Source organism: Leptospira fluminis, assembly GCF_004771275.1.
In the GTDB taxonomy this organism is placed as follows: domain Bacteria; phylum Spirochaetota; class Leptospiria; order Leptospirales; family Leptospiraceae; genus Leptospira_B; species Leptospira_B fluminis.
On the sequence record NZ_RQEV01000010.1, the window covers coordinates 72,149 to 85,072 of the forward strand.

Annotated in this window: 9 protein-coding genes; 1 reads left to right on the plus strand and 8 read right to left on the minus strand. The window is 46.9% G+C overall.

The genetic code is table 11. The features are described 5' to 3' along the window. Positions 1–17: 17 nt before the first annotated feature. The 7 genes from EHO61_RS09165 to lptE all read right to left on the minus strand — a co-directional run bounded on the left by EHO61_RS09165 (position 18) and on the right by lptE (position 8,004). Complete coding sequence (locus EHO61_RS09165; protein WP_135813323.1) at positions 18–2,042, minus strand: RelA/SpoT family protein; 2,025 nt, start codon at positions 2,040–2,042, stop codon at positions 18–20. Further along, positions 2,030–2,920 (minus strand): carboxylating nicotinate-nucleotide diphosphorylase, encoded by an 891-nt coding sequence (gene nadC / locus EHO61_RS09170; RefSeq protein WP_135813324.1) that lies wholly within the window; start codon positions 2,918–2,920, stop codon positions 2,030–2,032. The genes EHO61_RS09165 and nadC overlap by 13 nt, the downstream gene beginning before the upstream one ends. 152 nt (positions 2,921–3,072) lie before the next feature. Continuing rightward, positions 3,073–4,893 (minus strand): lipoprotein LipL71, encoded by a 1,821-nt coding sequence (locus tag EHO61_RS09175; protein WP_135813325.1) that lies wholly within the window; start codon positions 4,891–4,893, stop codon positions 3,073–3,075. 48 nt (positions 4,894–4,941) lie between these two features. Further along, on the minus strand, positions 4,942–5,277 hold the full coding sequence (locus tag EHO61_RS09180; protein WP_135647720.1) for an STAS domain-containing protein: 336 nt from the start codon (positions 5,275–5,277) through the stop codon (positions 4,942–4,944). Between the two features lie 69 nt (positions 5,278–5,346). Continuing rightward, positions 5,347–6,471 carry a tRNA guanosine(34) transglycosylase Tgt gene (gene tgt, locus EHO61_RS09185; protein WP_135813326.1) on the minus strand — a complete coding sequence of 375 codons (1,125 nt, stop codon included), beginning with the start codon at positions 6,469–6,471 and terminating at the stop codon, positions 5,347–5,349. Then, complete coding sequence (locus tag EHO61_RS09190) at positions 6,468–6,956, minus strand: Fur family transcriptional regulator (protein ID WP_135813471.1); 489 nt, start codon at positions 6,954–6,956, stop codon at positions 6,468–6,470. The genes tgt and EHO61_RS09190 overlap by 4 nt, the downstream gene beginning before the upstream one ends. Positions 6,957–7,449: 493 nt before the next feature. Then, positions 7,450–8,004, minus strand: a complete 555-nt coding sequence (gene lptE, locus EHO61_RS09195) for an LPS assembly lipoprotein LptE (RefSeq protein ID WP_167884842.1) — start codon at positions 8,002–8,004, stop codon at positions 7,450–7,452. A gap of 298 nt (positions 8,005–8,302) precedes the next feature. On the opposite strand from lptE, the gene EHO61_RS09200 reads away from it, so the two are divergent. Then, positions 8,303–9,901 carry a M23 family metallopeptidase gene (locus tag EHO61_RS09200; protein WP_246032064.1) on the plus strand — a complete coding sequence of 533 codons (1,599 nt, stop codon included), beginning with the start codon at positions 8,303–8,305 and terminating at the stop codon, positions 9,899–9,901. 61 nt (positions 9,902–9,962) lie between these two features. Here EHO61_RS09200 and greA read toward each other — a convergent pair whose 3' ends face one another. After that, a complete protein-coding gene (greA, locus tag EHO61_RS09205) occupies positions 9,963–12,743 on the minus strand; it encodes a transcription elongation factor GreA (RefSeq protein WP_135813327.1) in 2,781 nt (926 codons plus the stop codon). Between the last annotated feature and the right edge of the window lie 181 nt (positions 12,744–12,924).

Sequence of the window (12,924 nt, forward strand, 5' to 3'; positions counted from 1 at the left end):
TTTCGGGCCTTAAAAACCTATTTTACTCTGTGCGCAAATACCACGTCGGGAATTCTTTTCAGGTTTCCGAGAATTTCCTTTAATTGGTCCAAGTGCTCGACTTCGATCATAAATCTCGCCATAAGAGTGTCCTTTTGAACGGTGGAAGCCCCCGCTTCCAGAATATTCGTCTGGGTTCCGGATATGCTTTTTACCATCTCCAAATAAATTCCCTGACGATCCCGGGCCTTGACTTCCACCCGAACGGGCACGGGCTCGGTTTGGCCGTAATCCCAATCCACCGAGATCATCCGGAGCTGTTCTTCCTCTCTTTGTTTCATTGCCACGCTGCAATTTTTCTTATGAACGGAGACTCCCCGTCCGCGCGTCACGAATCCTATGATCTGGTCTCCGGGCAAAGGGGAACAACATCCGGAGAGTCTGACGGGAATATCTCGGAGTCCGGCCACGAGCACCCTTCCCTGAACGGCTTGCCCCTGTTTTTGGCTTTTATCGTGGGAAGGCTTGCGCTTTAACTCCTCGAGGACATCCGCGTTTAACGTAAGTTCTGCCGCGCTTTCCGCTCCCTGTTCCAGATCTTTACGGGTCTCCTCCCTCAGCTTGCGGAAGTAGGCTCTCAGTTTTTGTCTCGCGGAAGTCGTCCTTACGATCCGTAGCCAGATGGGGGAAGGTTTGGAACGTTTGTCAACGACGACTTCGACCTGATCCCCGCTCCGCAACTCCGTTCGCAAAGGAATCATCCTACTGTTGATTTTTGCTCCCTTGCAATGCAGACCTACGTCCGTATGAATCCGAAAAGCGAAGTCCAACACGGTTGCTCCTTTCGGGAGCTGAATGATTTCCCCTTTCGGAGTAAAAACGAATACCTCGTCCTCGTGGAGATCGTATTTCAGCTCCTCCAAAAATTCCTTAGGATCCAAGGCGGAGTCCTGCCATGATTGGAGAACTTCCAACCATTTTACGGTTAGGTGACGCTCGTTCGCGTGAGCTTTTCCTTCCTTGTATACCCAATGTGCCGCGATACCGAATTCCGCGATCGCATTCATCTCGGTCGTCCGAATCTGCACTTCCAAAGGCTTTCCGTCCGGGCCGATAACGGTAGTATGCAAGGATTGGTACATATTCGTCTTAGGCGTAGCGATATAATCCTTGAACCTACCCGGAACGGGAGTCCAGAGAGTGTGGACGATTCCTAAGACCCCGTAACAGTCCTTGATCTCGTCGGTAATGATACGGATCGCGCGCAAATCGAAGATTTCGTCGAACGTCTTCTCCTTGGTTTTCATTTTCCTATAGATGGAAAAGAAATGTTTCGCCCTACCCTCTACTTGGGCGTTGATGTTGATCTCCGCCAATCGCTGCTTCAGAATGAGCTGGAGTTTATCTATGTATTCCTCCCGCTCCGATTTTTTTACGTTGATTCTCTTTTTAATATCCTGATATTCTTCAGGATATATGACCTGGAAGGCAAGATCCTCCAATTCCGATTTTACTTTATAAATACCTAATCTTCCCGCAATCGGCGCGTATAAGGATAACGTCTCGTTGGCTATCCTTCTCTGTTTTTCGGGAGGCTGAAAGGAAAGAGTCCTCATATTATGGGTCTTATCCGCCAGTTTGATCAAAATGACCCGTATGTCCTGGATAGTGGCGATAATGATTTTCCTGATATTTTCCGCAGCTTCCGTCTCTCTGGACTGACTTTTGATTTCGGATATTTTCGTGACGCCTTCCACCAATTGAGTGATCTCAGTGCCGAAATCCCGAACCATATCGGAGCGGGAATAAACCGTATCCTCGATCACGTCGTGAAGTAGACCTGCCGAAATCACTTTTTCGTCCAATCCCAACTCGTAGAGAATATAACCCACTTGTAGCGGGTGCACTACATAAGGTTCGCCCGATAAACGAAATTGTCCCTGGTGCGCGTCGTCGGAAATTTTGTAGGCCCTCTCCACCAACTCGAGGGCTTCCGGACCCAAGCGATCTCGAACCGCTTCGAATAGCATTTCCTTGGTAGCGGGAGCTTTTATAAATCCCATGAATGATCCGTCCGTATGTCCAAACCTAAATCCAGAAAACGCGTCGTATGGGTCAAATATCCCATGCTAACGCCTACTCCGTCGAATCCGGACAAAGCCTCCAATTTTTCGGGGGTGATTCGTCCCGAGCATTCGATACGTATTCGAGGTTTTTCGCTTCGAGCGATTTCGATCGCCTTTTTCGTATCTTCCAAATTGAAATTATCCAACAGGAGAACGTCGGGATCCGCCTTTAATGCATCGTCCAACTGGTCTAAAGAATCTATCTCCAGTTCCACCAACCGTCCCGGAAACCGATCCCTGATTTTTTTTACGGGAATGGAAGCGTGTTCGAATAGTACAAGATGGTTGTCCTTGATCATGGCCATTTCGGACAAGTTGAGTCTATGATTGGAGCCGCCGCCGCAATACACCGCGTATTTGGCGAGCTTTCTGTAACCGGGAAGGGTTTTGCGGGTGTCCAAGATCATCAGACCTCGATTGCCGAAGCGGTCCACGACCTTAGCCGTCTCCGTCGCAATCCCGGAAAGGTATTGGAGAAAATTCAAAAGAATTCGTTCGATTCTGAGTAGGACGAGTAAGCTACCCTGCAATTCGGCGATGGTGTCGCCCGTTTTAAATCGCTCTCCGTCCCGAAAAAAAAATTTGGAGTCAAGATCCTCTTGTGATAGGGAACGAAGGGCTTCCAAGACTCCGCTTCCGCATAGAATTCCCTCTTCTCGGGCATTCAAATAAGCGGAGGTTTTTTTATCGGGGGGAAAAAGAGAAACCGAAGTGATATCTTCTTCGGGACAGTCTTCTTCCCAGGCCATTTTAACCAAGGGATAGTAGTCCTCGGTAAAAAGCTGGGAAACAGGCGTTGTGTAAGCCCTCTTCACAGTGACACCATTACTAAAAAGTCTGACTCCTCTTCGGATCGAATCAAGCGGAATTCCTGGTTTTGTATTCTATAAAAAGAAAAGCCCGATCCAAACCGGTTCGGGCTATTCCATTGATAGGAATCGAAATAGGAGTTTGCTAAAACCTAAGACTATTTTCCTTGTTTAGACTCTTCCCCGGAAGCGGAAGGTTGAGTCGTATGCTCTCCTTCTCCCGTCGGTTCCGTTTCCGATTGCTCTTCTTCGGAAGGAGCAGGCGCCTGTTGTCCTTCATCGTGTTGTGGAGAAGGCTGAGTATGCTCTTCGTGCTGAGGGGCAGGGGTCTGCTGGCCTTCGGTAGAAGGTTGTTGTTGGTGCTGTTCTTCCGGTGCAGTCTGTTGTTGCGGAGCAGTGTGCTCTTCCTGAGGATTCGACTGCTGTTGCGGCTCATCCGTATGAGCTTCGCTGGAAGAAGGTTCTTCTTTTTTCTTCTTATCGTCGGTAACAGCTTCTACCTCTTCACTGCCTGTTGGTTTCTTTTTCACCTTTTTAGGATCGAATTTTGTAGATCCTTTTCTCGGCGGGATCAAAAGAACTTGTTTAGGATAAATCAGGCTTGGATTTTTGATTTTGCCGCGGTTGGCGTCGTAGATTCTTTTCCAGAGACGACCCGTTCCATAATGCTGTTTGTAGGAGGAGATTCTCCAAAGACAATCCGCAGGTACTCTTTTTCGTACGACATATTTTTTCCAACCTTCCGGAAGCTCACCGGAAGCGGAAGATCCTGAAGAAGAGGAAGTAGTGGTCTTATCGCCGGACTTCGTTCTGGTCTTATCCGTTTTGCCCGCCGTTCCTTCTGTAGAAGTTTCTCCGTCGGCAGACCCTGTCCTACCGGCAACGGCAGCTCCGGAACGAATCCGCTCTGCGATATCGTCGGATTGGTCCACTACGATTCTAGAAAGCCGGATCGCTTCCTCGGAACGGCTAATGGAATCCTCATATTTTTCGGAAGTATAGAATTCTTCTGCGGCAGCTAAAGATTCGTCGGCCGCTTTTAAATTTTCATCCGCTCTTTGGTAGGAAGTTTGAATATCCTTGCTGGAACTTACTTTCGACTGGTCGATTCCGGCAAGTTTATCCTTTGCTTTTGTGATGCTTTCCTTCGCTTCTTCTTTTTTCTTGGAAGCATAGGACTGGATGTTTCTTGCTACAAGTTCGTTGGATTTTTTACGAAGTTCTTCGACGTCGGCGTATCCTTCTTTGATCTTTCCTTCATCGATTTTCGATTTAGCGGCATTGAGACGGTCTCTTGTCTGTCCGACCTCGGGGTCCTGCCCGCCTGCATAACGATCCGCTTCGTTCAGGTTTTTTTCGATGTCGGAAAGCGAATCGATCAGTTGTTGCTTTTGGGAAAGCGCTAATGACTTCGCATCCTGAGCGGATTTTTTGGAATCTAGATACTTCTTGTTGCTCTGCTCGAACTGTTCGAAAGCGGCCAATCTAGTCTTGAGCTTCGTATCGTCCCCGGATTCCTTAGGATAAGATTCCAGAGCACGATCCGCGTTGTCCCTCAAGCTATCGCCCTCTTTCCTGAGTTCGATCGCATTATTGTAAGGCTCGCTTGCCAACTGGGAAGCAAATGCCTCGTCCGCTTCTTCGATTGCAGAAGAAGCCTGTTTTTTGGATTCTTCTGTCAAGGAAGGAAAGGATTTTTCCTGCGCATCTAATGCCTTCGCTCTGGCATACACTGCGCTCTTCTTGGTTTCTCCTAAATCTTCGTTAGAAGCTTTTTCATGCGCGGCAAAAAGGCTTTTTTTAGCTTCCTCGTATTCACCGGAAGCGTATTTTTCGGCGCCAGCCTCTCTAGCCTTCGTAATCGCAGACTTTGCTTCCGCAAGTTCTCGTACGGGAAGCTCGGAGCCACAGGCGACTAAAAAAACCAGAATCCCAAGCGGGATCAGGAATCGAAAAGATCGAACTCGTAAGAATTTCATGTATTTTGCACCAGCCTGGAAGAATTCGGTTTTTATCTATCTAAGGCTTTATTTAAAAGCGCTGACAGCGTCGGCTTCGTTATCGAAAATCTCGAAGAAGGATGTCAATTTCGTAAGTTCGAAAACCTTACGAACGGATCCCGCAACGTTGATGATCTTAAGCCCGCCCTGATATTTCTTGAGGTTTGAGAGGCTGGAAATCAAAGCACCAATTCCGGAGGAGTCGATATAGGAGACTTTTTCCAAGTTGATGATCGTGTAATATTTCTGCTCCTCAATGAGCTTAGCGATCACATCCTTGATTTCGGGGGCATTATATAGATCGATTTCGCCGTTGATGTCCAGAATTACGATGTTACCGCTTTCCCTTCTGGTGATTTCCATAAAAAATCAGCAACTCCTTATTGTCTCTTTTTGAACCAACCTACTATAGGGGGGCCAAACTCTATATAGTCAACGAGAAATTTCCGGTCTTTCGTACAAAATTTTCCATTTAGTGAAAAACTCGTCGAATTTCCCGACTTGGATCGAGCTTCTCAGCTCGGACATGAATTTTTTCATAAAACTTAGATTATGAAAAGTGCTAAGCGAAAAGGCGGTTAGCTCCTTCACATGATGGAGGTGCCTTAAGTAGCCGATGCTGTATCGTTTGCAGACTTTACATTCGCATTCGGTATCCAGAGGTTCATCCGAAAACTTCCACTTTTCGTTTCGTAAATTGATTTTTCCCTTTGAAGTGAAGACCTGGCCGTTTCTCGCATTTCTGGTCGGTAAAACGCAATCGAACATATCCACGCCGTTCCGCACGCCTTCCAAAATATCCGGAACCGTACCTACGCCCATGAGATAAAGGGGTCGATTTCGATCCGTAAAACGGGAAATTCCCTCGAGAGTACGGATAAAATCGGGCCTAGGCTCACCTACGGAAAGTCCACCGATCGCGATTCCCGAAAAAGGAAGAGAGTTCAGGACCCCTAAACTTTCCAATCTCAGATCCAAATTCGTCCCGCCCTGTACGATTCCGAACAAATGCTGTCCGTTCGTACGCTTTTGCCAATGATTTACGGCCACTTCCGCCCAACGGTGGGTCCGGTCCAAAGACTCTCGGATCCGAACCAAACTTGCATCTCCGGGGGGGCAATCATCCAGCACCATCATGATATCCGAACCGATGACCCTTTGGATATCTATGACCTTTTCCGGAGTAAACGTATGAGGACTCCCGTCTATGTGGGAACGAAATTGAACTCCGTCTCTTTCAAATTTGAAAAGCGAATTTAGACTAAAAACCTGAAATCCGCCGCTGTCGGTAAGCAAAGCCCTTCTGTACGAGATAAAATTTTTCAATCCTCCAAAGCGCTCCAGAACTTCCATTCCGGGACGAAGGTAGAGATGGTAGGTGTTTCCGAGAATAAGATCGAAACCGAGTTCGTCGATATCGCCGGAATCCAGAGATTTCACTGCACCTCTTGTTCCGACAGGCATGAAAACCGGAGTTTCGATTTCTATCCCGTTTAGGAGTAAAGTTCCGGTTCGGGCTTGCGAATGAGGGTCTCGGGTTTTTTCCCGAAAAATCATTTTCTCCGAGGACAATTCGGATCCAGACAACTTCCGTAGATATTCAGGCTATGGCCGGTGATTTTAAAACCGTTTGCAGCCGCGGCTTGTTCCTGCAATTGTTCGATTCTTTCATCCATGAATTCCACGATCCTTCCGCAGTCGACGCAGATGATGTGGTCGTGGTGACTATGACCGATGATGTGTTCGTAATATTTATAGTCTTGGCCGAAATTGTGTTCCTGCAGGAGTTTGGCTTCCACCATAATCGATAAGATCCGATAGATCGTGGCCTTGGATATTTTATCCCTTTGATCTTTAAATTCTTCTAAAAGACTTTCCGCAGTGAAGTGATTGTGTAAGGAAAAAATACGTTCCGCAACAAGCATCCGCTGGTTCGTTATCTTCAATCCTTTCTTTTGGAGATAATCCGAGAAAGTTTTGATCTCCATGCGGACAGATTCATCCACGGTTTTTAGAATTTCGGCTTCCTTATCCTTATTCATCTCTTGCTGGATCGTATCGATCAAAGGTTCTTACGTTGGGTTCGAAAATGCGAGTCACTTCCGGTCTTTCCGTATTAAAACAGATATAGAATATCCGGCAAGCATTTTAGATACCGGAACCTTTGAGCTTTGTTAAGTGTAGGAAAGCGATCACTCCAATTCAGTGCCTCTTTTGGAGGAAAGAATTGATGAGAGTCAATTTGACGGAATGTGGTTTCGGCGAGACTAGGAGTTGCTAGGTTTTTTTTTGGGCGGCCCCCACCCTGGTTCGGGTGGAGGTGGTGGGCTCGTGGGCCAATTGTCGCCGATTTCCCTATCACAAAATCGAAATCTCCACAACTCCTTTTTTCCGTCCGTTCTTCCGGGGACCTCCTACAACAATTCGGTAAAAAACAGTCTTGTAGAATCGGCGCAATTCTGATAACTGTCCGAAATCATTGCAGTCGGGGTACCACCGCTCCAGCCCCCGCCCAGTGAGGGTGGGGACCAAACATTAATCATCGATCTTCCCCGAAATCGAATAATACCAAGCTCTCTCTAACTCTTCGGAAATCCGAATGGAAAGAATCCGAAGCGCCCTAGACTGCGCTTGCGCTTCCGTTTCCAAGTATCCTACTTGATCGGAATAAATCACCCTCGCAGGAATTTCATCCCTCTCCAAACGGATCCTCTCCCCTCCGGCCTTTTGCAATTCTACTTTGCAAATAATGAGCATCTCTTTACTGAGCAATTGACCGCCTTGGTCGAGTAGCACTCCTACTTGTTGGTAGTGGGAAATCTCACCGTAGATTCTATACGCCGCTTGCGATTTGTCACGAGTTTGGATAAATCTCCCCCGGTTATTGATCTCCTGCTTCACTAGATCCGTGAGCTGGGTCTGCAAAGCGATCCCGTAGGAATTGTTCCGAAAATTCTGCACATAAACGGTACGTTGCGAATCCGGAATCGGAACTCCGTCTATTTTCGGAGGATTCCCCGGCTCCCGATGAAAGACGGTGCAACCAGGTAAAAAAAATCCGAGCAGCAAAGTAAAAATAAGAAAACGCATATCTTTCAGGCTGATTCCGTCCTCTTCTAGGGCAAGAAAATTCCCGGATTCCTGCTTTACATTTCGAAGGAGAGAAACTAAGAATTCGCAAATGAAGAAAGGATTTCGCGCCGTACCGGGAAGTTTCCGCCGGACCTTCGTCTTTTGTTTGGTCTTCTGTTTGTCATTCCCGGATCCCTCCGTCGGACAAAACCTTCCTACAAAAAATCGCCTCGGGACTCCGAACGGCAATACGCTTCCCATCTGGAAGCAATTGCCACCCGATGTATTGGCCGACCTAGGAAATTTAAGTTTTCCCATGGAATTGGAAACGCCGATCTCAGGTTCTTACGCGGAGTATCGAATCCACCACCTGCATATGGGTTGCGATTTTAAAACTTTTCACACGAACGGATTGTATGCCAAAGCGCCGTTTTCCGGATATGTGGAATCCATCGCTCAATCCGCTAAAGGATACGGAGTGAATCTAGTATTGAAATCCTACTCTTCTCCTCTGAAAGCGAAATTGGCGCATCTCTTGGATTTCAACGGAATTCGAAAGGACTTGGAACTTTTGCGGGAAGCTCTTTCTCTTTTAAGCGGCGGAGAATTCCAGATCAAATTCGCTCAACCGAGTTATTATGCGAAACAAGGAGATTCCTTAGCTCGCTTGGGAGAATCCGGTACCGGAGTCAGTCATTTACATTTCGAATTGCACTTGCCCGGAGGAACCTTAAATCCTCTTCCGTATCTTCCTCTCCGGGGAAAAGATAGGCAACCCCCCGAGCTCCTATTCTTATACGTGGATTCGGACGACGGAACCCGGCTCCGGTTTCCTTTGCAAAAAAAAGAGGAAGGAATCTTCGAACTGCCTTCCGGTACTAGACTTTCTTTGAGCGGCGCCGTTCGCTTTCGACTGGGGGCTTACGACCTCATGACGTCTCGGAACAAGAATAACTTATTCTTTGTAGGAGTTTATTCTGGCCAGACGACCATGTATGAAAGGTCTTTTAGAGGAATGAGCTATGAAGAAGCCAGAAATCACCAAGATATCTTCGATTCGAACCGCTCCTCTCTGAATCCGGCGGTCTACGTTTACAATTTATTCCCTTCTCACGGACCTAGCTCGGATTTGTCCTCATACCCTGCCGGAACCTCTTTAGAAATCCTGGTCTCGGCGTCCGATCATGCGGGCAACGAATCCAAAATCAGGATTCCGATCTCCGTCTTAGCGGGCGCAAAACGGAAAGAAACCCAGCAAAAAAAGACGGATTTTACTTCAAAAGACGGAATCTTAAGGATCAAGACTCCCGCCAAAACCACGTACGGAGCGGGACAGCTCACGTTTCAAAAAATATCGAATCTTTCGGAGATCGCTCCGCTTCCTGAAGGACTCGTTTTAAAAAGCCAGGCCTACGAATTGGAGTCTTCCGATCTATCCTGGGTGGGAGAAGCGGAACTCAATTGGCAAGGACTTAGATTGGGAAAAAAAGACGGAATCTACATCTACGATCCTGGTACAAAGAGATGGTCCGGCCTAAAGCAAATCGGAGGGCTCGCATATCTTTCCAAGTTGGGAATCTTAGCCGTACTGGAAGACAATGCAAAGCCTACCATCGCTCATCCGTATCTGATCTCCCGTCATAGAAGGATTCCCGAAGCCTCGGAGGAAGACTGGGAGGAAAGGCTTTATGTTTTGAGTGACGTAGGTTCCGGCTATGCGGGAGGAGCGGAAATCCTTTTGGAAGGAGAATCCTATCCGAGCGAATTCGACGGAGACCGTAAAATGTTGGTACTCCGAATTCCTAGATCCTTGTTTTCTTGGAAAAAAAGATACCTCTTACAGATGAGAATCAAAGATCGCGCCGGCAACAGTTCCGGTTGGTTCACGGACTGGATTCGCCTTTCCGAAAGATAGGAAATAAAACAAAAAAGGGGACCAACAAGGTCCCCTTTTTCACCAAGATTTCTCCGGAAGATCAGCTCTCCTGGCTTTGGAGAGAAAAGCGGCTGATATCCAAAACCTTGAATTTGGTCTCCGCTCCGCCCAGATTTAAAGCCGCCGTATCCCCGATGCGTTTTCCTAGCAAGGATTTGGCCAAAGGAGATTGGTAGGAAATGATGTTCTTTTCCGTATCCGCATCCCATGCTCCCAAAATCGAATAGGTCTGGTTTTCGCCGCTGGATTCGTTCTTCAGTTTTACGGTAGTGCCTATATTGATCCGATCGGTCTTTACGTTGGACAGATCCAAAACGACCGCGGTTTTTAGCTCCGCTTCCAGCTTCTTAATCTGAGCCTGCAATTGAACCTGACGTTCCATAGCCGCCTTGTATTCCGCGTTTTCCCGTAAGTCCCCTCTTTCTTGGGCCTCTCCGATATCGCGAGAGTTTTCCAACATTTCCACGTTGACCAGGTGTTCGAAGTCCGCCTTTTTCTGGTTCAATGCCCAACGAGTCACAAGAACAGCGTTCTCCGGTATCCTTGCCAGAACGTCGTCGTCCTCTTCCTCTTCTTCCTCCTCTTCCCAAACCAAATCGGGTTTCAGAGATCGGATCAAACTTAGCAGCTTATCTTTTTCCGTTTCTTCTATGTACGGAACTTCGCGATAGAGAGCGTATACCTTACGGATATATTCGGAATCCCCGTTTTGGATCGCCTCCGTAATGATCGCCGCATCGTTTCCGAAGAGAATTTCGTGGCAGGTGTTCTTGAGCTTGGTCCCCTTTTCCTCGATTTTATTCAAAGGCTTCAGAAGGCGAAGTACCCGTAAGATCAGATCCTGACGAGAAACGTTCATCCACTCCTCTTCCCAAGTATGCCAAAGGATGGATTTCGCAACCCAAAGGAAAACTTCCGGATTCTCTTTTGCTCGGCTTGCGGCAGTCTCGATGAAAAGATTCAGTTCGGCGTATTTTTGATCGTTTTCGAGTACCGAAACCACGTATTTATTGTTTTTAACGGGCACTTCGAACAGAAGACCGACCAATACGTTGACCCAGTCTTTGTGGAATTTTTTGACCAGATCCACGAAGGATTTTTTTATATCAAGGTTCGTGATTCTAGCGGAAATATCCAGGAGTTCGTCCCTTCCCTGAGTTTTGACCAGTTGGGCAACGTCTTCCTCTTTTTGGCGTCTTTGGAAATCGTACGGAGTTCCGTCTTCGCTTTCCATGGTAGCTGCAACTTCTTCCAGATACAGATAGGCGACGATTCTACGGAACGGTTCGTGCGCTTCCTCTTCCTCGAAATAATGATGGGCAAACGTATCGATCGCACCTTCCGCTTCTTCTTTGTTGCGAAGCGCTTCTATTGCGATGTCCAGCTTTTTGGAAAGATCCGCAGTCGCGCTGAATTTTTCGGTCAGCTCTTCCGCAAAAGTGATCGGCTTTTCTCGATACCACAACTCGTCTTTTTTCTTGGGATTAAATCCGAGCTTCGGTTCCTTCTTGATGATATTCTTGGCCTTATTCCACCATTTGGACCATTCGGCGGTGGGAAGGAACTTTCCTGCGACTTCGTTCTTGATTTCGGCGACCAACATGTGGCCATCGAAAGAAGTTAATAATTCCTTAAAGAACCCGGGAATGTCCTTTTCGAAAAGATCGGTAACGGACTCTTTGTTCTCATAAAATTTGACCCAGATATGATCCCCTTTCAAGGGTTTGAGACTGGTGATCGCCATCTGGATAGAAAGTTTGTGGTTCTTCTTGTCCTTAAAATCTACGAAAATGGAATCTCCGTTCGGGGAAATGGAAACGATTTTTCCGACTCCCCAATTTCTATGAAGAACGTAGTTGTCCGTGTCGAATACGATGTTTCTTTCGAAATTCGAAATACAGATTTTCACCGGTTTGCGGTTATTGCCCAGTTCGGACATTTTAAGAAAATCTTCCAAAAGACTGTGATTCGCGTATTTCAATTTGTAAACGCGAATCAATTCATTACGCGCCTTGTTGGAAATGGGTTCATGATCCAAGATCTTTTTCAAAAGATAGATCACGCGATCCCAGTCCTCTACGGCTTTATGAGGCTCCACTAAAGGATAAAGGTAACCCGCAAGGCGGGTCTTTTCGCGGTGTCCGAGTAGAATTCTTTCGATTTTTTCGACGAACTGGATGTCGTCGTAGCTATTCGAAACGAAAATCGGCCAGATTTCCTCAAATTGTTCGTAATCCTTGGTTTTGGCGAAAGTTTCGATGGCTTGTTTTAGGTACGCGACCGCTCTTTCTCTGTTTTCATCTAAGATTGCAAGGGCATACTTTTTAGCGATTTCAGGGTTTTTCCGGTCTTGCTTGGCGAGCTTTTCAAGAACAGGCTTTAACTCTTTGTTTTTTTTGAGTTTTTCCAGAGCTTCCGCTTTGAAACGGAGGGCATAGCGATCTTCGCCGTATTTCAAGATATTATCGGTGATATGCTCGATGATCGTCCATTTTCCCGATTGCTTGAAGGCGTCGAGAAGGCTCTTAAAATAAGACGCCGCATCGATACTTCCTTTTTGGAGTCCCAAAATACCCAACAAATATCTGGCGGAAATGCTTTCCGGATGTTCCGTAAGATGCTCTTCGAGCTTCACTTTGGCGGAATCCGTCAAACCGGCGGAGGTAAAAGATTCAATTAGGTCGTCATAGATTTTGAATTTGGACGCCGGAATAGAATTGGCATCCGACCGAACGTAAATCTCCTCGTTAAAGAGCGAGGTTAGCTTGTCCAAATCGTTGGCAGGCTTTGTTTCCGCGGTTGTCGCAGTTTCGTTAGACATAGGATTTACTCCGCCGATGGAGTCGGCTCGAAAATAGTATGGATAGGCCTGTATTTTTGATGTTTCGGCCCTTTTAAATCAATTATAGCGGAGAACGATTATCCGTAAACTAGAATTTCCTCGGCAAAAGGCGGGAGTAGGCAAGGCCGAACTTGGAATTTCTCCAAGTTTTAAAATGAGG